Origin of the sequence: Defluviimonas sp. SAOS-178_SWC (genome assembly GCF_039830135.1) — a bacterium.
Classification (GTDB): domain Bacteria; phylum Pseudomonadota; class Alphaproteobacteria; order Rhodobacterales; family Rhodobacteraceae; genus Albidovulum.
Map to the genome: position 1 here is coordinate 993,324 of NZ_CP156081.1, position 24,227 is coordinate 1,017,550.

21 protein-coding genes are annotated in these 24,227 nt (G+C 64.6%); 11 read left to right on the top strand and 10 right to left on the bottom strand.

What is annotated here, in order from left to right; genetic code table 11:
- Positions 1 to 186 precede the first annotated feature (186 nt).
- The 4 genes from V5734_RS05835 to yciA all read left to right on the top strand — a co-directional run bounded on the left by V5734_RS05835 (position 187) and on the right by yciA (position 4,441).
- Entirely contained in the window at positions 187 to 1,536 is a 1,350-nt protein-coding gene (locus V5734_RS05835; RefSeq protein ID WP_347312562.1) for a nucleotide sugar dehydrogenase, read from the top strand.
- Positions 1,537 to 1,876: 340 nt separating this feature from the next.
- Entirely contained in the window at positions 1,877 to 3,355 is a 1,479-nt protein-coding gene (locus V5734_RS05840; protein ID WP_347312563.1) for an NAD(P)/FAD-dependent oxidoreductase, read from the top strand.
- Between the two features lie 28 nt (positions 3,356 to 3,383).
- Positions 3,384 to 3,950: a sulfite oxidase heme-binding subunit YedZ gene (locus tag V5734_RS05845; protein ID WP_347312564.1), complete on the top strand. Its 567-nt coding sequence runs from the start codon at positions 3,384 to 3,386 to the stop codon at positions 3,948 to 3,950.
- 107 nt (positions 3,951 to 4,057) lie between these two features.
- Complete coding sequence (yciA, locus tag V5734_RS05850) at positions 4,058 to 4,441, top strand: acyl-CoA thioester hydrolase YciA (protein ID WP_347312565.1); 384 nt, start codon at positions 4,058 to 4,060, stop codon at positions 4,439 to 4,441.
- A gap of 370 nt (positions 4,442 to 4,811) precedes the next feature.
- Here yciA and V5734_RS05855 read toward each other — a convergent pair whose 3' ends face one another.
- On the bottom strand, positions 4,812 to 5,123 hold the full coding sequence (locus V5734_RS05855; protein WP_347312566.1) for a DUF4342 domain-containing protein: 312 nt from the start codon (positions 5,121 to 5,123) through the stop codon (positions 4,812 to 4,814).
- Positions 5,124 to 5,847: 724 nt separating this feature from the next.
- Here V5734_RS05855 and V5734_RS05860 point away from each other — a divergent pair.
- Entirely contained in the window at positions 5,848 to 6,021 is a 174-nt protein-coding gene (locus tag V5734_RS05860; RefSeq protein ID WP_347312567.1) for a hypothetical protein, read from the top strand.
- A gap of 386 nt (positions 6,022 to 6,407) precedes the next feature.
- The gene (locus V5734_RS05865) at positions 6,408 to 6,818 is read left to right on the top strand and encodes a hypothetical protein (protein WP_347312568.1); all 411 of its coding nucleotides are present in this window, start codon (positions 6,408 to 6,410) and stop codon (positions 6,816 to 6,818) included.
- Between the two features lie 155 nt (positions 6,819 to 6,973).
- Here the strand turns inward: V5734_RS05865 and ettA are convergent, their stop codons facing one another.
- The 4 genes from ettA to V5734_RS05885 form a co-directional block, all read right to left on the bottom strand.
- Positions 6,974 to 8,629, bottom strand: coding sequence for an energy-dependent translational throttle protein EttA (ettA, locus tag V5734_RS05870; RefSeq protein WP_347312569.1), 1,656 nt, complete (start codon positions 8,627 to 8,629; stop codon positions 6,974 to 6,976).
- Positions 8,630 to 8,706: 77 nt separating this feature from the next.
- Positions 8,707 to 10,041 (bottom strand): KAP family P-loop NTPase fold protein, encoded by a 1,335-nt coding sequence (locus V5734_RS05875; RefSeq protein WP_347312570.1) that lies wholly within the window; start codon positions 10,039 to 10,041, stop codon positions 8,707 to 8,709.
- An 85-nt stretch (positions 10,042 to 10,126) separates the two neighbouring features.
- Positions 10,127 to 10,606 (bottom strand): GNAT family N-acetyltransferase, encoded by a 480-nt coding sequence (locus tag V5734_RS05880; RefSeq protein ID WP_347312571.1) that lies wholly within the window; start codon positions 10,604 to 10,606, stop codon positions 10,127 to 10,129.
- 69 nt (positions 10,607 to 10,675) lie between these two features.
- Positions 10,676 to 11,965 carry a reverse transcriptase family protein gene (locus V5734_RS05885; protein WP_347312572.1) on the bottom strand — a complete coding sequence of 430 codons (1,290 nt, stop codon included), beginning with the start codon at positions 11,963 to 11,965 and terminating at the stop codon, positions 10,676 to 10,678.
- A gap of 309 nt (positions 11,966 to 12,274) precedes the next feature.
- Between V5734_RS05885 and V5734_RS05890 the strand changes: the two genes are divergently transcribed.
- Both V5734_RS05890 and V5734_RS05895 read left to right on the top strand, forming a co-directional pair.
- Positions 12,275 to 12,880, top strand: a complete 606-nt coding sequence (locus V5734_RS05890) for a nicotinate-nucleotide adenylyltransferase (protein ID WP_347312573.1) — start codon at positions 12,275 to 12,277, stop codon at positions 12,878 to 12,880.
- A gap of 134 nt (positions 12,881 to 13,014) precedes the next feature.
- Complete coding sequence (locus V5734_RS05895; protein ID WP_347312574.1) at positions 13,015 to 14,508, top strand: D-alanyl-D-alanine carboxypeptidase/D-alanyl-D-alanine-endopeptidase; 1,494 nt, start codon at positions 13,015 to 13,017, stop codon at positions 14,506 to 14,508.
- A gap of 3 nt (positions 14,509 to 14,511) precedes the next feature.
- Here V5734_RS05895 and V5734_RS05900 read toward each other — a convergent pair whose 3' ends face one another.
- Together V5734_RS05900 and V5734_RS05905 are read right to left on the bottom strand one after the other, a co-directional pair.
- Positions 14,512 to 15,771 (bottom strand): D-amino acid dehydrogenase, encoded by a 1,260-nt coding sequence (locus V5734_RS05900; protein WP_347312575.1) that lies wholly within the window; start codon positions 15,769 to 15,771, stop codon positions 14,512 to 14,514.
- 130 nt (positions 15,772 to 15,901) lie between these two features.
- Positions 15,902 to 16,330 (bottom strand): tellurite resistance TerB family protein, encoded by a 429-nt coding sequence (locus tag V5734_RS05905; protein ID WP_347312576.1) that lies wholly within the window; start codon positions 16,328 to 16,330, stop codon positions 15,902 to 15,904.
- Positions 16,331 to 16,432: 102 nt separating this feature from the next.
- Between V5734_RS05905 and V5734_RS05910 the strand changes: the two genes are divergently transcribed.
- Positions 16,433 to 18,013, top strand: coding sequence for a lysine--tRNA ligase (locus tag V5734_RS05910; RefSeq protein ID WP_347312577.1), 1,581 nt, complete (start codon positions 16,433 to 16,435; stop codon positions 18,011 to 18,013).
- A gap of 51 nt (positions 18,014 to 18,064) precedes the next feature.
- On the opposite strand, the gene V5734_RS05915 is transcribed toward V5734_RS05910, so the two are convergent.
- Positions 18,065 to 18,928 carry a CHAD domain-containing protein gene (locus V5734_RS05915; RefSeq protein ID WP_347312578.1) on the bottom strand — a complete coding sequence of 288 codons (864 nt, stop codon included), beginning with the start codon at positions 18,926 to 18,928 and terminating at the stop codon, positions 18,065 to 18,067.
- Positions 18,929 to 19,030: 102 nt separating this feature from the next.
- Between V5734_RS05915 and V5734_RS05920 the strand changes: the two genes are divergently transcribed.
- The gene (locus V5734_RS05920) at positions 19,031 to 19,435 is read left to right on the top strand and encodes a DUF4864 domain-containing protein (RefSeq protein WP_347312579.1); all 405 of its coding nucleotides are present in this window, start codon (positions 19,031 to 19,033) and stop codon (positions 19,433 to 19,435) included.
- Positions 19,436 to 19,634: 199 nt separating this feature from the next.
- Positions 19,635 to 21,932 (top strand): glycosyl hydrolase family 28-related protein, encoded by a 2,298-nt coding sequence (locus V5734_RS05925; protein ID WP_347312580.1) that lies wholly within the window; start codon positions 19,635 to 19,637, stop codon positions 21,930 to 21,932.
- 69 nt (positions 21,933 to 22,001) lie between these two features.
- Here the strand turns inward: V5734_RS05925 and V5734_RS05930 are convergent, their stop codons facing one another.
- Together V5734_RS05930 and V5734_RS05935 are read right to left on the bottom strand one after the other, a co-directional pair.
- Positions 22,002 to 23,672 (bottom strand): response regulator, encoded by a 1,671-nt coding sequence (locus tag V5734_RS05930; protein ID WP_347312581.1) that lies wholly within the window; start codon positions 23,670 to 23,672, stop codon positions 22,002 to 22,004.
- A gap of 57 nt (positions 23,673 to 23,729) precedes the next feature.
- The gene (locus tag V5734_RS05935) at positions 23,730 to 24,224 is read right to left on the bottom strand and encodes a HugZ family protein (RefSeq protein WP_347312582.1); all 495 of its coding nucleotides are present in this window, start codon (positions 24,222 to 24,224) and stop codon (positions 23,730 to 23,732) included.
- Between the last annotated feature and the right edge of the window lie 3 nt (positions 24,225 to 24,227).

Sequence of the window (24,227 nt, forward strand, 5' to 3'; positions counted from 1 at the left end):
TTCGCGCCGTGCTGACGGAGCAGGCAATCCGGATCAAACGGGGCGCATTCATAAAATTGTTCCCGTCCGGGGTACAACATTCCTGACTGGTGGCGGGAAGGTTGCTTGGCTATTTGTATATGTGCAATTTTCCTCGGGGCTGTGCTACTTCTCAGCGTCTTCGGGCGCCCTGCGACAGGCTTGATTATGACCAATGTTTTTTCACTCTACTCGTCCCTCAAGGACCGTATTGCCCGGCGGGAGGCGCGTATCGCGACGGTTGGTCTTGGCTATGTGGGCTTGCCGCTCGCGCTGACGATCAGCGAGGCGGGGTTCCCGACGACGGGCCTCGATCTGAACGGCGCGCGGGTGGCCGCCATCAATGCGGGCGAGAAGGTGATCTCCTACTTCCCCGAGGGCCGGATCCGGAAGGCCGTCGCGGGTGGCAGGTTCGCGGCGACCGGTGACTTCGCGGTGCTCGCCGAGGCCGACCTGATCCTCATCTGCGTTCCGACGCCGTTGTCGCCGGCGCGCGAGCCGGATCTGAGCTACGTGATCCGCGCGGTGGAAGCGATCGTCGAATGGCTGCGCCCGGGGCAGCTCGTGGTTCTGGAAAGCACGGTCTGGCCGGGGGCGACCGCAACCGTCGTCAAGCCGATCCTCGAACGCGGCGGCCTGCGCGCCGGTGAGGATTTCTTCCTGGCCTTCTCGCCCGAGCGCGAGGATCCCGGGAACGAAAAGTTTTCGACCCAGTCGATCCCGAAAGTCGTCGGGGCCGACGACACCCGCTCTCGTGAGTTGATCGACCAGTTCTATTCGCACATCGTGACGAAGACCGTTCCGGTCAGTTCGCTCGCGACCGCCGAGGCGGTGAAGTTGGTCGAGAACAGCTTCCGCACCGTGAACATCGCGCTCGTGAACGAGATGAAGGTCGCGATGGAGGCGATGGGCGTCGATGTCTGGGAGGTGGTCAAGGCCGCATCCACCAAGCCCTTCGGATATATGCCTTTTTACCCCGGACCGGGAATCGGCGGCGACTGCATTCCGGTGTCGCCGGTCTATCTCTCGTGGCGGGCGAAGGATGTCGGATCGGCCTTGCCGATCGTGGATCTGGCACGTGCCAACAATGACGGCGCCCCGGACATGATCGCCGGTCGCGTGGCGGTCGAGTTGTCGAAGCACGGCGGCGTGGCGGTGAAGGGCGCGCGGGTGCTGATCCTTGGCGTCGCCTACAAGAAGAACGTCGAGGATACCCGCGAAAGCCCGGCGCTCGCGATCCTGAAGCGGCTGGAGGCGATGGGCGCGGAATGCGACTATCACGATCCCTATTTCCCGGTCATGCCGGTGACCCGGGATCATCCCGCGCTGGCAGGCCGCCAGTCGGTCGCCCTGACCGGGGATACGGTGGCGGGCTACGACGCGGTGCTGGTGGCGACCGACCATACCGATGTCGACTATGCGCTGGTGGCCCGCTCGGCGCGGCTTGTCCTCGACACCCGCAACGTGTTCGCCGCATTCGAAACGACAGACCGGCCGGCACGGCTGGTGAAGATATGACGTTAGGGAAGCCGGCGCCCGCGCCCGGGGCCGGAACTGGGTTTGATCGGCCGGCGTTTTCAAACGCCGGTGTGGAATAGGGAGCGATTCGGATGCTTTGGGTTTGGGTTTTGGTCCGCTACAAGACTTGCAACCCTAGGTTGCGGATCGTTCCGGCGCTCGCCGCGAAATCCGGCAACGTGTCAACGAAGAGGTGGTAACTTGCAGGATTGGTTCCGGATGTGGCACCCTTGTCGGGTGTTTTCGTGAAGATCGTTTTGTGCCCCCACTACGCCCATGTATATTGGGCCCAAGGGGCGGATTTTTATAACTGATGTTTTTGGGAACGGTGGTGGCTAGAATGCAGCAGGAAAATCCTTGTCCCGTCGTTGTCATCGGCGGCGGCCCCGCTGGCCTGACTGCGGCTTACGAGTTGCAGAAACGGAGCAATGCCCACAAGCCGAAGGTCTATGAGGCCTCGAACATGGTCGGCGGCATTTCGCGGACCGAGTCGAACAACGGCTACCGTTTCGACATCGGTGGCCACCGCTTCTTCACGAAGGTGAAGGAGGTCGAGGAGATGTGGCACGAGGTGCTCAAGGACGACTTCATCACCGTCCCGCGCCTCAGCCGGATCTACTACCGCGAGAAGTTCTTCGACTATCCGCTCAAGCTCTTCAACGCGCTGACCAATATCGGCCCGTATGAATCGATGCGCATCCTGCTGTCCTACTTCAAGTGGCAGGTCCGCCCGTTCCGCAAGGAAGAGAGCTTCGAGGAATGGGTGATCAACCGCTTCGGCGGCCGGCTCTACATGCACTTCTTCCGCAGCTACACGCAGAAGGTCTGGGGCATCGATCCGAAGGACATCCGCGCCGACTGGGCAGCGCAGCGGATCAAGAACCTGTCGCTTTTCAAGGCGGTCTGGAACGCGATCTCGGGCGCGAACGACACGACGAGCCTGATCGAGGAATTCCAGTATCCACGCCTCGGTCCCGGCATGATGTGGGAGCGGACCCAGGAACTGATCGAGGAAAAGGGCGGCGAGGTCCATCTGCGTTCCGAAGTGGTCAAGGTGAACCGCAAGGACAACCGCGTCATCTCCATCGACGTCAAGCACTGGCACGAGGACGGGCGTGAGCCGATCATGGAGCGGGTCAAGGGCGAGCATTTCGTCAACTCGATGGCTCTGCGCGACCTGATCCACGCGTTCGACCCGCCGCCGCCGCCGGAAGTGATCGAGGCCGCGAACAGGCTGAAATACCGCGACTTCCTGATCGTGACGCTGGTTCTCGACCATGCCGATCCGTTCAGGGACAACTGGATCTACATCCATTCGCCCAAGGTCAAGGTCGGCCGCATCCAGAACTTCCGCGCCTGGTCGAAGGAGATGCTGCCCGATCAGAACACCGCCTCGATCGGCATGGAGTATTTCTGCCAGCAGGGCGACGGTCTGTGGAACATGACGGACGAGGAACTGCGGCAACTGGCGTCCGAGGAACTGGAGCAGCTCGGCCTCGCCAAGGCGACCGACGTGATCGGCGCCGCGATCATCCGGCAACCGAAGGCCTATCCGGTCTATGACGGTGAATACCGCGCCGCCCTCGACGTGCTTGAGGAGTGGCTTTTGAGCCTCGAGAATTTCCAGACCGTCGGTCGCAACGGGCTTCACCGCTACAACAACCAGGATCACTCGATGCTCTCGGCGATGCTGGCCGCGCGCAACATTCTTGGCGAGCAGCACGATGTCTGGACCGTCAACGTCGAGCGGTCCTACCACGAGGAATTCGAGGTCAAGAAGCCGGCAGGGTCCGTGAAGGCGGCACTCGCGGCCGAGTAGACCGGCTTCAGGCAGACGAGGGGCGGTCGTGCGGCGGCTGACGGACAGTATCTACGGACTTTGGCTTCTGCTGGCATTGCCGGCGGTGTGGTTCCTTGCGGAACGGTTCGTCCTGCACGGCAAGGTCGCCTTCGTTCCCTGGACGGGCATCTTGTCCTGCTGGTTGCTGATCCTGACGATGTCGGTCACGCCGTTCCAGCTGCTTTTCGGGCCGCTTCCCTGGCTGAAGAAAAGACGGCGGTATTTCGGGGTGGCGAGCTTCGGCTACGCTTTCCTTCATCTCCTTTTCTGGATGGTCAACGTCAACATGGGCGGCCTGATTCGATCCTTCATCCGGATCGAGATCCTTACCGGATGGATCGCGATGGCGATCATGGTCGTCCTCGCGGCGACGTCGTTCGACGGGGCGGTGAAGAAACTCGGACCGCGGTGGAAAACGATCCAGCGCTGGATCTATCCAATGGCGATCCTCACCCTTGTCCACTGGGTGATGACGACCGATCACCTCATGGATGTGGTGCTCTATTGCGGGCCGCTGGCGGTGCTGTCTGCCTGGAGGATCGTCCGCTATCGGAGCCGGCTCCGCAGGGCCTGAGAGGCGTTGGCGGCATCCGGCCCCCGAGCACACACCTGTTCAGGTGAGCTTTGACGGACTCTTTTGGCGCCGCTAGGCTTGGCACCACCGACAGGCGGAAGGGCAGGATGACCGACACGGGACCGGAAGGCGAACTGACGCTCCGCACGCTCGCCATGCCGCGCGACGTGAACGTCAACGGCGACATCTTCGGCGGCTGGGTGCTGAGCCAGATGGACATCGCCGGCGGCATTGTCGCGAGGGAGCGGGCGAAGGGTCGTGTGGCCACCGTCGCGGTCGATGCGATGAAGTTCATCCGGCCGGTGAAGGTTGGCGATGTCCTTTGCATCTACGTGAAGATCGGTCGCATCGGTCGCACCTCGCTCGCGCTCGAGATCGAGGCCTGGGTTCTGCGGGGCCGGATCGGCGCGCGCGAGAAGGTGACCGAGGCTATCTTCACATTCGTCGCCATCGACGACGACGGCAGACCGAGGGTCGTACCCGCGGCCTGAGCCGGCCGGCTCCAGTCGAGATTTCAGATCGCTGCCCAGTCCGTGAAGCGCCAGGTCACGCGCGGCGGGCGCGGTTTGCGGTCGCCGGGGCGCGGCTTCGGGGCGGGCGGGTCGGGGATCTGGCGGTTCATGGCTTTCTCCTTCCATTGGGAAAGACATGGGGGCCGCAGGCGACGGCGCCGGCTTCGTTTCAATCATCCGGCATGGTCGTAATACCTTGTGATGGGGCGGGACCCCCGGAAAATACCGGGGGGGCCGGTTACCACTCACCCTACGATCCTGCTTAAAATGTCTTTCTGCAATATCATCAGACTAGCATGAGGTGCCCCTTCGCGCAGGTCGGGAAAACCGGACCACCGGGGCAGAAAGGTCAGGATCCCGCCTTGCCCTCATCCTTATCGCGGACCACCTCGATCTTCACCTTGGTCACGAAGGCGGCGAGGGCGCCGATCACGGCGAGAAGCGGCGCGGCCAGGACGACGGCCCCGCCGGCGAGGGCGCCGATCGTCAGCGGCACTTCGAGGACGAGATCGCCGTCCGGTTCGGTGATGCGGATGCGCTTGACCTGGGCGTCGGCGGCAAGCTCCTTCACCCGCTTGACGAGCTGGTCGCCTGCAACCTCGATCTCCTCGGTCCAGGTGCGTTTCTTCGGGTTTTCGGGGTTCTTATCGGTGTCCGGCATGGCATCGCCTCCGTTTCTGGGACCGCCGCAGCATGGGGCGAGTCGGCGCGGGGCGTGTTGACGGGGATCAAAGCGGGTGGGTCCTGGATCGCGTCAAGTTCCCGTCCCGCAGCCGTCAGTTCCGCGTAGGTTTTCCGTAGCTACAGACGTGTTACGGAACGGCACGGCAAGGGGCTGGCACATCCGCCGCTCCGGGGCGGCTCCGCGCGCCGTCAGGATACAATTGAAACGGCGGGCGACATCGCGGGGAAACCGGAAGGGGGTATCAAGCGTTTGATCGAGGAAGGGCCTGAGCGCCCGAGGAGGACCCGATGAACCGCGACCACGCCCGGAAGACGACCCCGCCCCGCAGGACCGGCCCGCGCCCGCCCGCGACCTGGCGCTTCAGCGACTGGGCGATGATCTGAGGCCCGGCGCCCGCTTTCGGGCGCGGCGCCTTGCGCGAATCGCATCCCAAAAGTGATTCGAGATTTATAAATTCTACCTAAGATTGTGTCTGGCGTTAGGCGAGGAACTTGTTCCCTGTAGGAGACGATCTGCCCTTGGTGCCCGTCATCGTTGAATGGTCAGACATGATGTCCGAAAAATGGCGCGATTGCGGCGCGATCAGGGCACAATCTGGTCACGTTTCCGACATTTCTTTGGTCAAAGATTGTCCTCAGGTAGCGAGTTTATCCTTGAAACAAGAACAATCACGCACACTCACGCACCCTGGAGCACACGAATGACCGACCTCGTCGAAAAAGCCCGCCTCGGCCGCACCAACGCCCTGTCGCACATTTCCCGCGACGGCAAGCGTGGCCTGACCCCCCGCCGGGACAGCCTTGGCCACCGCTCGATCCCGCTCGCCTTCGTGTCCAACCGCGCGAAACTCGGCACCAACGGCGCGTTCGCCTGAGCGCCCGACCAGACCACGCCGCTTGCAGCAACGGGTGTGCCGGGAAGGGCGCGCCCGTTTCTTATTGGGGGAGGCTTGGCGGAGGGCAGATGAGGGTACCTGTTGTTCTACCGAGATATCCGGTTGGGCTGTGTCGGGCCAGAAGGTTCGGGATCGGTGCCGGTTGTGGAGTTCGGGGAGGAGGGCGAGTGTTCACCCCCCCCCCTTTTGCGGCACCGGGTTGTAAAGATCGGTAGCGAGGGGGAACCCCACCCTACGGCTCGCTTTCCCAAAGGAGATGCGAATTCTGCAGCGCGTGCAGAGGTGCAGGTCGCGGGTTGCGTTGATGCCGATCAAATCGTCCGACAATACTCCGTGCCACGATGTCTTGCCGCAAGGGGGATGTCATGTCTGGGGTCCGTCGAAGCTTTATCCGTCATTTGCTTGCCGCATCGGCTGCCTTCGCCATTTTCGGCAGCGGCGTGGCGGCGCAAGGGCCGACAAGGGACGACTACATACGGCTATGGACACAGGCCTGCGTGGCGGGAGGGGCGAGCAAGGCCCTGCCGCTGAGTTCTCTGGAGACCGATACGATCCGGACTATGGTCTTCGTCATGCTTGAGTCGCAGTATAACGCCATCAAGTCGTTCGGTGGCCGGCCGACGAAGAGCCTTGCACAGTTCCGTGCTCAGGCTTGCCAATGCTCGGCGACCGAACTTGCCAAGCGCAAGGGCGATCTCCGCAAGCCGCCCAGCTCCGCGCAATTGCGGTCGGCCTTTGAGAAATGTGTCCAGTCGATCCGCATGCTGGGGCAGTGAGTCGCCCGAGCGAGGCCGAAGCGAGCCGTGGGAGTGATGGGCGGGAACGCCACTCTAGGGCGCGCTACCGCCACCGCGTGCCGTACATAATTGCTTCGCAATCGCTTTCGCGCACGCGTTGAACCCGCGTGGGAAATCCAGGGCCTCCAGCCGCCTCAGCGGCTGAATTTCTTGTATTTCACCCTTTTGGGTTCAACGGAATCCGGCCCGAGCCGCCGGATCTTGTCTTCCTCGTAGGCCTCGAAGTTGCCCTCGAACCATTCGACATGGGCCTCGCCCTCGAACGCCAGGATATGCGTGCAGAGGCGGTCGAGGAAGAAGCGGTCGTGGGAGATGATGACGGCGCAGCCGGCGAAGTCGTCGAGCGCGGCCTCCAGCGCCTGGAGGGTTTCCACGTCGAGGTCGTTGGTCGGTTCGTCGAGGAGAAGGACGTTGCCGCCGGATTTCAGGAGCTTCGCCATGTGGACGCGGTTCCGCTCACCGCCCGACAAGAGCCCGACCTTCTTCTGCTGGTCGCCGCCCTTGAAGTTGAAGGCGGAGCAGTAGGCGCGGGAGTTCATGGTGGCGTCGCCAAGCTCGATCTGCTCGGCGCCGCCGGAGATCTCCTCCCACACGGTCTTGCCGCTGTCGAGCGCGTCGCGGGACTGGTCGACATAGGCGAGCTTCACGGTGTCGCCGTAGCTGACGGCGCCGGCGTCGGGCTGTTCCTGCCCGGTGAGCATGCGGAAGAGGGTGGTCTTGCCGGCGCCGTTCGGGCCGATGACGCCGACGATGCCGCCGGGGGGCAGCGCGAACGAGAGATCCTCGATCAGCTGCTTGTCGCCCATGTGCTTCTTCAGGCCCTCGACCTCGATCACCTTGCCGCCGAGGCGCGGGCCGTTCGGGATGATGATCTGGGCGCGGGTGAGCTTGTCGCGCTCGGACTGGTCGGCGAGTTCGTTGTACTTGTTGATCCGCGCCTTCTGCTTGGCCTGCCGGGCCTTGGCGCCGGCGCGGATCCATTCAAGCTCGCGCTCCAGGACCTTCTGGCGCGACTTGTCCTCGCGCGCTTCCTGTTCGAGGCGCTTGGCCTTCTGTTCGAGCCAGGAGGAGTAGTTGCCCTCGTAAGGAATTCCGCGGCCGCGGTCGAGTTCGAGGATCCAGCCGGTGATGTCGTCGAGGAAGTAGCGGTCGTGGGTGACGATCAGGATCGTGCCCTTGTACTCGATGAGGTGCTTTTGCAGCCAGGCGATGGTCTCGGCGTCGAGGTGGTTGGTCGGTTCGTCGAGCAGGAGCATGTCGGGCTGTTCGAGCAGCAGCTTGCAGAGCGCGATGCGGCGCTTTTCGCCGCCCGAAAGCGTGTCGACCTGGGCGTCGTCGGGCGGGCAGCGCAGCGCCTCCATCGCGACGTCGATCTGGCTGTCGAGATCCCAGAGGTTCTCGGCGTCGATCTCGTCCTGGAGCTTCGCCATCTCGTCGGCGGTCTCGTCGGAGTAGTTCATGGCAAGCTCGTTGTAACGGTCGAGCTTGGCCTGCTTGGCCTTCACGCCTTCCATCACGTTGCCGCGGACATTGAGCGCGGGGTCAAGCTCGGGCTCCTGCGGCAGATAGCCGACGGTCGCGCCCTTGGCGGCCCAGGCCTCGCCGGTGAAGTCCTTGTCGATGCCGGCCATGATGCGCAGAAGCGTGGATTTACCCGCGCCGTTGACGCCGACGACACCGATCTTCACGCCGGGGAGGAAGTTCAGGCGGATGTTCTCGAAGAGCTTCTTGCCGCCGGGGATCGCCTTGGAGACGCCGTCCATGTGGTAGACGTATTGATAGCTGGCCATGGGGGGTGTCCTTCGGAATGCGTGTTCTGCCCCCATCTAGACAAGAGCGGGGCAAAGGGCAATCGGGGGCGGGTTGATCAGTCCTTTTGGAACGTGAAGTTGTCGAGGTGCCGTCCGAGGATCTGTTCGACATACTCCTTCCGGTCACCGCTAAAACAATCACGCAAATAGCGTCTGAACTCGTCCCCGCTCCCGACGCCTGACAACGCGGCCATCCAAAACTCTCTAGACCAAGTGATGAAGCCGTCGTCAGTATCAAATGATGAATCGAGGCCGTAGATAGAAAGTATGTCGCTATGTGTGGCGCTGCCAGATCGTAGTTTGGAATACGTATCCGGCGCCAGAATACGAAGCATGGTCGCGGCCACCAGAAGGTACCGATAACCATTCTGCATAAGCCCCAGTTTCGGGATAAGTTGAGTGTGCGCGACAATCCGTTCGACGTCTCGCAGGCTGACGACCTCCTGACGGGTTAAGTATCGAAAATGGTGTTCAATCTCGGACGCTACGGCGCTCGGTACCTGCAGTAAGTTTGACAGGCTGCGAAAATATGCTGTTGCTGCATGGGCGTCTAGAGAACCGTGACTTCGTGGAGGTTTAAGTGTGAGATGAATGAACTTCTTCAAATATCCCGCAGCATCAATTTTATCGCCATACCGGGCGCGTACGGAATTTTCCAGCGACCGAAGATTGCTTCCCAAAACGAAATGAACGTTCGGCACCGCGAAGAAATGCTTGATGATTTCAAGTAGGGCGAGCGCGAAATCTGGTCGACAGCGGTCGAGTTCGTCCACGACGAAGACGATCTTCTGTGGGGGGCCATCCTTGACTTCGGTAAGCCCGACTAAGGCCTTACGAAACTCCTCCATAGCGCTGCGCCGGGCGCTTTCCTTTTTCCAGAAGTCGTCCACCGCCTTGGATAACTCCTTGCCGGTCGCCTCAAGAATGGGATCGACAGCGGCGACTGCAATTTCAGTGGCGCCTGCGGTTGCTGCCGCCAGTCCTACACGGGTTATCGGTTTGGCGAGTTTTGCGGCGGCAGTTCGTACGCGACTGAAGGTATTGGCTACGCCTTTTTTGTCGCGCCATTGCTCCTGCACGGTTCCCACGAGGCTTGGAAGTGGGTCGTCGAGATAGTCGTGTTCGAATGCATCGAAATAGATGACTCTGGCTGTCCCGCCATTCTCTATCACATGGGCGCCGGTCCAGAGCTTGAGGAAATGCGACTTTCCGCTGCCCCATTCTCCATCGAAAGCAATGACAAGGGGTTGATCAATCCGCTCGACAAGATCGGAAATTCTTTTGCCGGTATCGGCGCGACCGAGCATGTCGTATGGGCGCCCCTCGTGATCATTGTCTTGAAATCCGACCTTACCGACCGGAATATAGCGGTCTTCTAAAAAAAACTTCATGGCAACCCTTTATCAAAACTTGTTCTCCAATTTAACGATGCATATCAATTTCGGCAATGCTGCTCGAAGCGGGAGCTTTTTGTGTTCAGAGCCGTTTTTCGAACCAGTGATGCGCGTAGGGTTCGGTGTTGAACGCCGGGATCTCGGTCCAGCCGGTGGAGCGATAGAGGGCGATGGCTTCGCCCAGCGTCCGGTTCGTGTCGAGGCGAAGCGTCGTCATTCCGAGGCTGCGGGCGCGGTCTTCCGCCGTCTTCATCAGGCGCGTGGCGAGGCCCATGCCGCGCGCGGCGGGCGCGATCCAAAGGCGCTTGATCTCTCCGGTCTTGCTGCCGTCGCCTTTCAGCGCGACACAGCCGAGAGGGTGGCCGTCGGAGAGCGCGACAAGGAAGGTGCCGCGAGGGGGCACCATGTCGACCGAGTCGGGATCGCGGGAGAGCGTGACGTCGAAGCCGCCGGGGAAGCGGCGTGCGAGTTCGGCGTAGTAGGCGTGAAGGCAGCGAAGCGCATCCGCATCGCGGGGGGCTGCCTCGGTGATCGCGATCTCTTCCAGACGGGCGCGGCTCATGCGCGTGAGCTTAGCCGCGCCGCCGGGCCGCGCAAGTCCGCAGCTGGCGGAAACCGGCCCGAGCCGGCCTCAGGCGAGGCCGAGCGCGTCGAAGTGGGCGCGGAGTTTCAGGCCGCGCGCGGGATTGACCTGCTCCACCCAGCCGATCCGGCCCGAGAGATGGGCAAGGAAGGCCGGGTCGTCGCGGCGTGGGTCGCCGGGGCGGCCGAGATGGTGGATCACCGCCTTGAGGCGGTCATAATCGGCGCGGGCGAGGTTGACATGCTGGTTGACGGTGATCCCGGTGACCGATTGGCGCCCGGCGGCTGTCATGATCCGGGTCTTGCCGGGGTTCAGGCGGAACCCCTCCTCGACCACGATGTCCGGCACGGTGCGGGTCAGGATCGGGACAATGCGGCGGTCGCCGGAAAAGCTCAGATCGTCGGCATAGCGGGTATAGATTGCGTCAAGAGAGGCAGCGAGACCGGCGAGGCGGCGGTCAAGCGCATTGGCGCAGAGATTGGCGAGCGCGGGCGAGGTCGGGGCGCCCTGCGGCAGGTGGCGGCCGGTCAGGTTCGCGGGCATCGGCAGACCGGGCGTCTGCGCGACCTCGCGCGGCGTGCGCGTGGTGCAAAGGCCGGCGAGATCCCGGGCGACGCCACGCGGATAACCGATGGCGCGAAAAAGCCCGTAGACGCGGCTCGCCGCGATGGAGGGGAAGAAATCGGCGAGGTCGAAGGCAATGACGACCGCTTCACCGGCGTGGCGCGCCGCCGCGCCGATGCAGTTGCGTCCCGGCACGAAACCGAAACTGGCGGGGTGGGCGGGAACAAGATCGAGGATGCCGTGCAGGACCCGTCGCTGGAGTCGCTTGAGGAGCGGTTTCGGTTCCTCGATCAGGCGCAGGCCGCCGGATTTGCGCGGGATCAGGTGATGCCGGTAGTGGATGGCGAAATGTGAGCCGGACAGGGCCGAGAGCGCGTTGAGATCGGCGAAGCGAACCAGCTGTCGTGCCGGCAGGCCGAGCCAGGTCGCGAGCATGTCGACATTGTCGAGCGCGGGAAGGTTCAGGCTGCCGAAAGGAGGCGGTGGACGGAATCGGGCGGCTGCAAGCGGGAAGTCGGGCACGATCCCGTTGCGCAGCGCGAATTCCGCGATCCGCCAGACACGCGGTTCATCCAGAAGCAGGCGGGCGATCCGGCCGGGGTCGGGGGCAACCCGGCCCGGACACCGCGCGACAAGGAAGCGGGCGAGCTTCGGGGCGTGGCGTTCCAGCCGGACGGGCAGGCGTTGGCGCAGATGCGTCTCGATCCCGATTTCGGTCCAGTCGGTTTCGGCCAGCGATGTGGCGAGGGGAAGGAGGATCCGGGCGTAGTTCATCACGTGTCCAAACAGGGGCGGCAGCGATGCCCAACCTCACCCGTCCTGCATGACCCGCCCTGGGCAACGCCCAGCCACGGTCATGCGCCGCATGTCCATGATCGCAAGTAGAAGCCGGGGAAGCCCCGGCCTGCCGATCGCTCGGCCTCTTGGACATCGCTGCCGCCTGGCTCAACCTTAGGCCGGCAGCGGGAAGGGTCAAGGGCGGTTACATCCCTGACGGTGAACGCGAATCCGGCGACCGGAGGGTTTGACATTCGGGGGACGCCCGCGACAGATAGGCGACATGAAGTACTCGGAATATCAGTGATGCGGACGGGGTTCCCGACAGCTTGTCCCGGCATGACCGTCGGGCTTCTCGGCGGGTCGTTCGACCCTGCCCATGCGGGCCATGCCCACATCACCCGCGAGGCGCTGAAGCGGTTCGGGCTGGACCGCGTGTGGTGGCTGGTCAGTCCCGGCAACCCGTTGAAGGCGCGCGGACCGGCGCCGATGGCGTCGCGGATCGCCCGGGCGAGGGCGGTGATGGATCACCCCCGCGTCGTGGTGTCGGACATCGAGGCGAAGCTTGGCACGCGCTACACTGCCGCGACGCTGCGGCGGCTGATCGCGCTTTATCCCGGCGTGCGGTTCGTCTGGCTGATGGGGGCCGACAATCTGGCGCAGTTCGATCAGTGGCAGGACTGGGAATGGATCATGCACCACGTGCCGCTCGGGGTCTTCGCCCGTCCGGGAGCGCGGCTCGCGGCGCGCGGCGCGCGGGCGGCGGACGAATTCGCGCGCTACCGTTTGCCGGCTGAGGCGGCGAAGCTCCTGCCGCGGATGGCGCCGCCGGCCTGGTGTTTTCTCGACGTGCCGATGATCGACCTGTCGTCGAGCGCGATCCGGGCGCGGGGAGAGTGGCGGCCGGGTTGAGCGGGCTGTCCGTCCTGCCTTGCCGCGGGCGCGACAATTTCCGACCGGAGGGCGGTCCCGTAAGAAGATGTGAAGAGCCGGGACTTGCGGCAAGGCGGGGGCTGGGCGATGGTTCGGGCATCGAGGAGGAGCAGATGACGCAGGTCACGCGGCGGCTGGTTCTGAGCGGGCTCTTTGGCGGCGCGGCAAGCGCGGCGCTGGCCAACGCGCCGGCGAGTTCTTTGCGGCCCGTGGCGCGGACCGGATTGCGGGTCGCGACCTCGGGCGCTGTCCGCGCAGCGCCTGCCGTCGATTTGATCGGTGCGGCTGGGCTGGGCGGCGACGTCACCTATGTGGTCGCGGATGCCAGGAGCGGGCTGATCCTGGAGGCGCGGCAGGGCGACAAACCGATGCCGCCGGCCTCGACTATGAAAGTGCTCACCTCGCTTTATGCGCTGGAGCATCTCGGGGCGGGCTACCGGTTCCCGACCCGGCTGATCGCGACGGGGCCGGTCCAGGGCGGAAAGATCCGTGGCGATCTGGTGCTTGCAGGGGGCGGCGATCCGGAGCTGACGACCGACGGTCTCGGCGACATGGCGGCGCGGCTGCGCAAGGCCGGGGTGACCGGGGTGACGGGACGGTTCCTCGTCTGGGGCGGGGCGCTGCCCTATCTGGAGGCGATCGACCAGAGCCAGCCGGCCTGGCTGGGCTACAATCCGGCGGTGTCGGGGCTGAACCTCAACTTCAACCGGGTAAATTTCGTGTGGAAGCGGGCGGGCGGCGGCTACGAGGTCGGCATGGATGCCCGCGCGCAACGCTTCGCGCCGCCGGTCTATTCGACGCGCGTGAAACTCGCCGACCGCGACCTGCCGGTCTATTCCTACAGGAACGGCGGGCGGGTCGAGGAATGGACTGTCGCGCGCCGGGCGCTCGGCAAGGGGGGCAGCCGCTGGTTGCCGGTGCGCCGGCCGGAGCTATATGCCGGCGACGTCTTCCAGACCCTGGCCCGCGCGCAAGGTGTGCCGCTGCCCGCGCCGGATGTCGTGGACCGGATGCCGGGTGGCACCGTCCTCGTCGAGCGGGCGAGCGACGATCTGGCGGTCATCCTGCGCGACATGATGAAATATTCGACCAATATGACCGCCGAGGCCGTCGGCATGGCGGCCTCCGCCCGGCGCGGCGTGACCAGCCATGCCGCCTCGGGCCGTGAGATGGCCGATTGGTTGAAAGCCCGTGCCGGCGCCGAGAGCGCGCGGTGCGCCGATCATTCGGGCCTCGCCGGGGCCTCGCGCATATCGGCCGAGGACATGCTCAAGGCGCTGGTGACGCTTGGACCGAATGCGGGGCTTCGGGGGCTGATGAAGGAGGTGCCGTTCCGCGACGACGGTGGCCGCAAGATCAGCGGCCATCCAGTCACGGTGGAGGCGAAGACCGGCACGCTCAATTTCGTCTCGACGCTCGCGGGATATGTGCGGGCGCCGGGGAATACCGATCTGGCCTTCGCGATCTTCACCGGCGACGTGGCGCGGCGGGACGCGGTGCCGGACAATCAGCGCGAACGCCCGGAAGGGGGCGCCGCATGGGTCAAACGCTCCAAGCGGTTGCAGCAGCAGCTGATCGAACGCTGGGTGGCGGTCTACGGCGCCTGACGGTCAGACACCGTAGCGGGCGGCGGTCAGCCCGTCGAAGTCGATTTCGGGTTTCCTGCCCATCACCAGATCGGCCACCGCCCGGCCCGATCCCGCCGCCATCGTCCAGCCGAGCGTGCCGTGGCCGGTATTCAGGAACAGGTTGCGGTAGCGGGTGGGGCCGACGATCGGGGTGCCGTCCGGCGTCATCGGCCGGAGGCCGGTCCAGCCTTCGGCCTGGGCGAGGTCGCCGCCCCTGGGGAAGAGGTCGCTGATCACGTGCCGCACCGTGCTGGTCGCGTGGGGCCCGAGTCTGTCGGAATAGCCGGCAATCTCGGCCGTGCCCGCGACCCGGATGCGGTCGCCGAGCCGGGTGATCGCGACCTTGTGGGTTTCATCCATGATCGTCGATTGCGGGGCGAAGCGGTCGTCGGTCACGGGCAGGGTGACGGAATAGCCCTTGACCGGATAGACCGGCAGGGGAATGTCGATCGGGCCGAGGAGTTTCGGGCCGAAACTGCCGAGCGCGCAGACATAAGCGTCGGCTTCCACCCGCCCGAGGCTTTCGGTCATCACGCCTTTTACGTGGTCGCCCTGCACCTGGATCAGCCGGATATTCTGGCCATAGTGGAATGTCGCGCCGAGGGCGGCGGTCTTTTCCGCCAGCGCCATCGTGAACATGCGGCAGTCGCCGGTGCGGTCGGCGGTGAGCCGCAGGCCGCCGACGAACTTGTCGCGCACCTCGGCCAGCGCCGGTTCGGCGGCAATGCAGCCGTCGCGGTCGAGAACCTCGTAGGGGCTGTCGAATTCGGCGAGGATCGCCTGGTCGGCCTTCGAGGCCTTCAGCTGCTTTTCGGTGCGGAAGAGCTGGAGCGTGCCCTGTTCGCGCCCGTCATAGTCGATGCCGGTCTCGGCGATGAGTTCCGGCAGGACGTCGCGCGAATAGTTCGAGACCCGGACCATGCGGGACTTGTTGAGCGCGTAGGCCTCGTCGGTGCAGTTCGCGAGCATCTGGGCGCCCCATTTCCACATCCGGGGACTGATGAGCGGCCAGATGAAGAGCGGGCGGCGCTTCATGAAGAGCCATTTCAGCGCCTTCATCGGAACGCCGGGCGCCGCCCAGGGCGAGGTCATGCCGTAGCTGAGTTCGCCCGCATTCGCGTAGCTCGTCTCCATCCCCGGGCCGGGCTGACGGTCGAGCACGACGACTTCCGCACCCTGACGAGCCAGATAGTAGGCGGTGGTGACACCGATCACCCCCGCGCCCATGACGACGACTTTCATTGGTCCATCCCGTTCCCAAAAGGTCTTCGCAGGACCATGCCCTTGGGTTTGCGCCGTTTCAATGGTCCGGGCGGCCGGATCGGGGCTGCTGTGGCATTCCGCCACGTAACCTGCCCGGAATTTCCACCGGTCAGAGCTTCAGGTGTCGTGCCCGTGCGCCCCATTCGATGGCCGCGGCGTGAAGGCGGTCGATCTCCAGCTCGTGCCGGACCTCTTCGAGAAGCCGGAGCTCTTCCTGCCGGAGGGAGCCGTCGGCGGCCGCGACATCGCAGGCGAGCGCATAGGCGGTTTCCCAGAGCCGTTCGGGCAGCGCGTCGCGGACCATCGCGAAGAGGGTGTCGAGCCCGTCTTCCTCCTCCATCATCTTGTAGACGGTTTCGGCGACCTCGCGGACGGAGTCCATATCGTAATCGGCGAAGATCGGCAGGTGGTTTACCTGCCGTTCGATCGCGACAAGTTCCGATGTGCGGATGGATTCGTCGGAAAGCGAGACGGTAACCATGATCGCGACGAGGGCGTCCTGGGCGGAAAAGGCGGGCAGGGTGTGGGGCACGGTCATCGTCCTTCTTGTTTCGCCGGCAAATTATTGACGATCCGCCCACCGTTCAATAGGAACCGGAGCCATTGGCGCATGGGCGCCGTCCTTTCGGGAATAACTGTCATGTCTTCTTTGCGCGACGCCGCGATGAACTCCAAAGCCTGGCCTTTCGAGGAAGCGCGCCGCGTGCTGAAACGCTACGAGAAGAAGGACCCCGAGAAGGGATACGTGCTGTTCGAGACCGGCTATGGCCCGTCCGGCCTGCCGCATATCGGCACGTTCGGCGAGGTGCAGCGCACAACGATGATCCGCCGGGCGTTCGAGATCATCTCGGACATCCCGACGCGGCTTTTCTGTTTCTCGGATGATCTCGACGGGATGCGGAAGGTGCCAGAGAACGTGCCGCAGCAGGAGCTTCTGAAGGCGAATATCCAGAAGCCGCTGACCTCGGTTCCCGATCCTTTCGGCGAGTACGAAAGCTTCGGCCACCACAACAACGCGATGCTGCGGCGGTTCCTCGACACGTTCGGCTTCGAATACGAGTTCTATTCGGCCACCGAGTTCTACAAGTCGGGCGCCTTCGACGACACGCTGAAGCTGGCCACGGAACGCTACGAGAAGATAATGGAGATCATGCTGGCCTCCTTGCGCGAGGAGCGGCAGCAGACTTACTCCTGTTTCCTGCCGATCCATCCCGAGACGGGGCGGGTGCTCTACGTGCCGATCAAGCATGTCGACAAGAAGGAACATACCGTCACCTTCGACGACGAAACGGGGCGCGAATGGACGCTGCCCGTCACCGGCGGCAATGTGAAGTTGCAGTGGAAGCCGGATTTCGGCGCGCGCTGGGCGGCGCTGGGTGTCGATTTCGAGATGTATGGCAAGGACCATTCGACCAACACGCCGATCTATGACGGGATCTGCGAGGTTCTGGGCGGCAGGAAGCCCGAGCATTTCACCTATGAGCTGTTCCTCGACGAGCAGGGGCAGAAGATCTCGAAGTCGAAGGGCAACGGGCTGACGATCGACGAATGGCTAACCTATGCCGCGACGGAGTCCCTGGGCTATTTCATGTACCAGAAGCCGAAGACCGCGAAGCGGCTCTGGTGGGATGTGATCCCGAAGGCGGTCGACGAGTATCACCAGCAGCTGCGCGCCTTCCCCGATCAGGACGAGGCTGCGCGGCTGGCGAATCCGGTCTGGCATATCCACAACGGCCAGCCGCCGGCATCGGACATGGTGGTGCCTTTCGCGATGCTCCTGAACCTTGCCAGCGTGGCGGGGGCGAAGGACAAGGACGGGCTTTGGGGCTTCATCCGGAAATACGCGCCCGACGCCTCGCCCGAGCAAAATCCGCAGCTCGATCAGGCGGCGGCCTTCGCGGTGCGGTACTTCAACGATCACGTCGCGCCGACGCGGACCTTCCGGCCCGCGAGCGAGAGAGAGCGGGCGGCGATGGAAGACCTGTCCGGCCGGTTGAAGGTATGGGATGGCGGCCTCGATGCCGAGGCGCTGCAATCCATGGTCTTCGCGGTCGGCAAGGAGCACGGGTTCGAGCCGCTGCGCGACTGGTTCACGGCGCTTTACGAAGTGCTTCTGGGCGCGAGTCAGGGGCCGCGATTCGGCGGGTTCATCGCGCTTTACGGCGTGGGCGAGACCGTTACGCTGATCGAAAAGGCGCTTGCCGGCGAGATTGCGGCCTGAACCGGCGTTGCGACGGCAAGGAGGGGGCCTCCTTGCGTCGCGACTGCCGGATCAGCTTGCGCGCCAGATATCCCACCAGCCGCGCCAGCGTCGGGACAGGCCGGACGCCCTTTCGCTGAAGAACAATTCGCCAAGCGTCCTTGCATCGGCGAGAAGCCGGGCCTCCTCTTCGGCGGCGCGGGCTCGGAGGTCGGCCGCGTCCGCTTCGTCCTTCAGCGCCTCGATCAGGTAGGCGAGGTCGCGCGCGTCGCCCAGAGTTTCGCCCAGAATGTCGGCGGCCGCGATGTGGTGGGACATCATCTCGGGCCATATCCGGGTGAGGAGGCGGGCGTGGTACCAGTGGTCCTTCACGCGCTTGCGCCAGAGGTGCAGCGCCTCTCCGGTCGGGTCGTTTTCGGCGGCGTTCATGGCCTTGCGGGCTGCCGTCCAGCTGCGTTCGAGTCCGTCTTCGAGGGCGTCGAACCCGGCGCCGGAGATCTTCCAGTCCTTCGCGCGACGGGCGATGGCGGCAATGGATTCGGCATGCCCGGCGAGCTCTTTATCCGCGTCGGTGCCCCCGGCGCGAGGGCGCACGATCCGATCGCGAAGGGCCGCCAGCGCGTCGGGCGGCATGTAGATCCGGCTCGCGACGTCGTCGAAGGTCGTGGCGAGCACGTCGGCATCGCGCAGGTCCGAGATCAGGCGCGCGGCATCGCGGAGCGCCGCATTCTCGCGCTCATAGCCCTTGAAATGCGGCCGCACCAGCCTGAGGAGCGCGCGGGTTTTCTTAATATTCTTCCGCAGTTCGTGAACGAGCGCGTCGCGTGGCAGTTTCGGATCGGCGAGAAGTGCCTGCGACGCATCGAGGCGTTCGCGCGCGATCCTTCGAACGGCCTTTTCGGTGCTCTTGTCCTTGGCGCTGAACGTGAAACCCATAAGATTGTCCCCTTGGCCAAAACGGTTTTGGCCTTTTCCGGGTCGGGAGTAGACTGGGTGAATGTAACCTTTGGATGACGGGGCCGAACAGGGGAGGCGGCGATGCGGCACGCTTGGGTCATGTTTCTGTCAATGTGGCTGGCGTCAGGTGCGGCGAGCGGCGATGACGGGGCGGATATCCGCAGTGTGATCGGCAACCAGATCGCCGCGTTCGAAGCGGACGACCTTGCGACCGCGTTCGGATACGCCTCTTCGACGATCCGGGGGATCTTCGGCTCGCCCGAGAATTTCGGGCGCATGGTCGCCGGGGGGTATCCGATGATCCGGCGGCCGGATGCGGTCAGCTATCTCGGCCTGCGCGTGGAGGAGGGGCGCCCGGTGCAGCGCATGGGCTTCCGCGACGCGGCCGGCGCTATCCACCTTTTCGACTACCTGATGGTCGACGGCCCGGACGGCTGGCGCATCGACGGCGTCTATCCGGTGCCCGAGACCGGCGCCGGGGTCTGAGCGGCGAACGCCCGGGTAACCGGGCGGTCAGGAAACTCCTGTAGACCTGTGCGCCGTGGGCCCCGGTGGCCCGGCAACTTCCCGGAATGAGCGGACTTCCCTGACGGCGCCGGAGCTGGCGCCAGCCGGCGCCGCTTTTCGCGCGCCCAAGGAGGTCCGGCGCAGACGGGGCCTGGAACAGGACAAGGGATTTATCGCGATGAACAAGGCGATCACCGACGGGCTGGTCTTCATGCCGCCCGCTTTCGAGAACGGACTGGACGTCTGGTCGGCCGGCGATGGCACGCCGGGATCGCCCACCTATGACGGATCGCCCAATGCGGCGCTGGTGCCGGCCGATCAGGATTTCAGCGGTTGTCTCGAGCTTCTGAAAACCACCAACACGGTGAAGCTCCGCTACACCGGGGATACGACGATCCTGCCGGGCTGCTACCTGCGCATCCGCGCCCGGGTGAAGGCGATGAGCGGCAACCTTCCGACGGTGCGCATCGCCGCCTGGGCCGGGGCGGCCGGCGGCGCGCATGTGACGGGCGTGGTGGAGACCGGGCCGAGTGTCCAGCTTCTTGCCTACGGCAAGATCGAGACCGTGGAGGCGATCGTCGGCACGGGCACACGCACCGGTGTCGACATGTCGTGGGGCACGGCCGCGATCTTCGGCCACTTCGGCCTCGACCTGACGGGCCCCAATGGCGGTGTCGTGCGTATCGACGATATCGAGATCGAGGACGTCACCTCGGCCTTCCTGCGCGACATGATGGACTGGGTCGACGTGCGCGATTACGGCGCGAAGGGCGACGGTGTCACCAACGACGCCACCGCCTTCGAGGCGGCCGATGCCGCCGCTGCGGCCACCGGGCGGACGCTGCTCGTCTCGGCCGGGACCTATTATCTCAACGCCGACGTGACGCTCGAATCCAAGGCGCGGTTCGAGGGAACGGTGACGATGCCGGTGAACCGGCGCCTGTCGATGACCCGCAGTTTCGATCTTCCCTCCTATGCGGCGGCGTTCGGCGACGAGGAGCTTGGGTTCAAGAAGGCGTTCCAGGCGCTTCTCAACTGGGCCGATCACGATTCGCTCGACCTTGGCGGCCGGCGGATCGAGGTGACGGCGCCGATCGACATGCAGGCGGCTGTCGACAACAAGACCAGCTTTGCCACCCGTCGCGTCATCCGCAATGGCCAGTTCAACGTCATCGACGGGCCGGCCTGGACCCCGACGGTCGTCACCTCGCAGGCGAGCTACAATACCGCCAACGACCTGGTGCTGAGCAATGTTGTCAACATCGCCAACATCAAGGTCGGATCGCTGGTGACCGGCACCGGCGTCGGCCGCGAGGTCTATGTCAATGCGGTCAACGTCGGCGCCGCGACGCTGACGCTGAGTCAGCCGCTTTACGGTGCGGCGGGCACCCAGACCTACACCTTCACCCGGTTCAAGTATGTCCTCGACTTTTCCGGCTTCGCGTCGCTGTCGAAGATGACGCTCGACGATGTGGAATTGCAGTGCAACGGCTATGCGAGCGGCATCATGCTGGCGCCGAGCGGGATGATCTTCCATCTGCGCGACAGCCACATCACCCGGCCGAAGAACCGCGGCATCACCTCGATCGGGACGGGCTGTCAGGGGATGATGATCGACCGCTGCAATTTCCAGTCGGACGAAAGCGGGCTTCGGTCGCAGGACCGAATCTCCATCGCGTTCAACGCCAATGCGAACGACGTGAAGATCCGCGACAACCGGGCGATCCACTTCCGCCATTTTGGCCTTCTCGGCGGCAACGGCAACCTCATCGTCGGCAACCATTGGTTCCAGGGGGATGACGAGGTCAGTGGATTGCGCCTTGCCGGTCTGATCATTGCCGGGACGGATGTGAAGACGACGATCACCGGCAACTACATCGACAACTCGTCGATCGAGTGGACGAACGAGTACGAGTCGGATCCGAGCTTCGGCAACCAGTATTCGTTCGGCGGCCTGACGATCACCGGCAACACGTTCACCGCCTCCGACGTCGCGCCGTGGTTCGCCTGGATCGTGGTCAAGCCCTATGGCGCCGGCCACTTCCTCCAAGGCTTCAACGTCTCCGGCAACGTTTTCAAGCCGATCAGCGGGGCGATCGATCGCATCGACAAGGTCGACACGACCTTCGCGACGCTGCAGTACAACCGCATGCGCAATGTCACGGTCGAGGCGAATTCCTTTACCGCCGTGACCCAGCCGGTCGCCAACCCGGTCTATATGCAGCATGACCAGTCTTCCGCGGCGACGGTCTGGACCATCAATCCCGGCCCGTATCTGCCCTTCGGCGGCTGGGCGCGAAATGTCGAGTCCATCGTGGCCGAAGGCAAGATCACCGGGCCGTCGAACGAATATCGGACCGACATGCCCTATGTCGAGGTCGAGCAGGGGGCGTCGAAGCAGAACGTTACGGTGAACTGGGCCTCGGCCTCGAAAGGGCGCATCCAGATCCGTGTCCGGATGGACAACCCGGACTGAGTGGCGCGCGAAGGACGATTTTCGGGCGGGCGGGGACATCCCCGCCCGCTCGCATTTGCAGCGTCGCGGTCAGAGCGGGGGCGGGGGCGGGACGGCGGAGAGAATTTCGGCCCAGAGCAACCGCTTGTCCACGGGCTTCGACACGAAGCCTGTAAGCCCGAGTGACATGTAGAAGTCGCGCTGCCGGGCCACCGCGTCGGCGGTGAGCGCCACGACCGGAATATTGGCCCAGTCGGCGCCGGAGCCACGGATTTCGCGGAACGTCGCCTCGCCGTCCATGTCGGGCATGTTCATGTCGAGAAGGACGATATCGAACTCGCCTTCCGCGAGCCGTTCCAGCGCGTCGCTGCCGCCGGACGCTTCATCGGCCTCGATCCGGAGCGCGCGCAGCATCTGCACCACGACGAAGCGGTTCGTCGCGATGTCATCGACGACCAGCGCGCGAAGCCGACCATAGACCGTCTCGGCCCCGGTGGCGGGCGGGTCCGGGACGGTGACGAAGGGCAGCTCGATCCGCGCGACGAGGCTGCCGTCGGGCGCGCGGAGGATCGCCGCCTTGGCCCCGATCACCTCGGCGATACTGTGGACCAGTGTCAGCGCCAACGACCCCTCGGCCGGCGTCTGGTCGCGCTGGTCGGCGGGGCGGGAGGGTTCGCGCCCGGCAATGGTGAGACGCAGCCGGTCCTTCCGGCCCGGCGCCAGCGCGCAGCGCATGTTGATGGCAGGCGGCCGGCCGGTGGGCTGTTCGTTCAGGACGATCGCGCTGAGATGGCTGAGGCATTTCCGCAGGAGCACCGGATCGAACCGCCCGAATTCCGGCACTTCCGGCGCAATCTCGATCGTGACATCCGGGTCGGTGTGGCCATTGAGCGGCAGCTTCATCGACGCGACGACTTCAAGCTCGGGGCGGATCACCGCGGTCACCGGTTGAAACCGGACCTCGCCTTCGGTGACGGAGGCGAGGTCGATCACGTCCTCGACCAGCATCTGCATGCCGCGGGCGGCCGATTCGACGGCGGCGGCATGTCCGCGCACGGTCGCCGGGTCGGCCTGTTCGCGCATCAGCTGGCTGTGGCCGAGGATGACGTTGAGCGGGGTGCGGACCTCGTGGCTCATCGCCGAGAGGAAGCGCGATTTCGCGCGGCTCGTCTCGCGGGCATGGGCGATGGCGGCGACGAGTTCCGACTGGGTCCGATGGTTCTGCACCAGCGCCGAGGCGAAATACCCCAGGAGAACGATGACCCCGGCCACGGCGAGGGCGGCATCCATGTTGACGATCGGGTCGAACAGATATTGCAGCGGCAGCCAGAGCAGCGCGAGGGCTGGTGGCAGGCCGCTGAGGATGCCCATTCCAAGGTGGGTGGAGCGCACGACCGACACGTTCAGAAGGGCGCCGATCAGCGAAAGGACCCCGGTGAATTTCACCAGCGGGTCGGGATTGAGCCAGATGAAGAGGGCCGGCAGGCTATAGGCCGCAAGTCCGATCAACGAGGAGGCGAGAAACGCGGTGCGCCGGCCCGGCGTCGGGTTCTCGTCGTAGGCGCGCATCTGGCGGAAGAGGGCGACCTCGGACCCGACAATGACCAGGTAGGTCAGGAACACCGCCCAGAACGGCAGAAAGAACCCGAACACGACGCAGGTGAGCGCGATGCCGATCTGACGCGAGACGAGATCGGCTTCCAGCCGCTCTCTCTGACGCGTAATTTCGTCCTGCCACGTCGCCCGATCAATCATCGCCATTCGCCGAAAGTCCTTGCCGTCCGTTGCTCTGCAGCGAAATAGCCGCTTGGGGCGACGTCAGGTCACTTTAAGGTCATTCTGTCCAAGTGCATAGGCTTTAGCGAAGCCACCGTTAAGATGGCCGCTGTCGACCTCGAAGACGACAAAATGGAAGTCCGCGAAATCGACATAAAGGCCGGATTTCGGGTGGTGCTGAAGCCAGGCGGCGCGCAGTCGGGCCCGTTCCTCGGCCGATGGTTCGAGGAAGCGCGCGGTTGCCCGGAGCGTGAGGCGCGGATGGGTCAGCGGATCGCCCTTGACGCCCGGTTCCCCGATCAGGAGAGAGGCGCGCGGATCGGCGCGGAGCGCTCGGGCATGGAGCGCGAGGTCGGAGACCAGCGTCATCGGTTGCCCGTCGGGGCCGAGGCCGAAGGCGATGCGGCTGACGAAGGGCGCTCCGGTCGCCGGTTCGATCACGCCGAGGGCGGCGACGCGCGCAGATCCGAGCAGGTCGCGGGCCAGTGTCCGTGCGTCGTCGTCGGTCTCGCGGATCGGGTTGATCTTGTCGGTCATCGC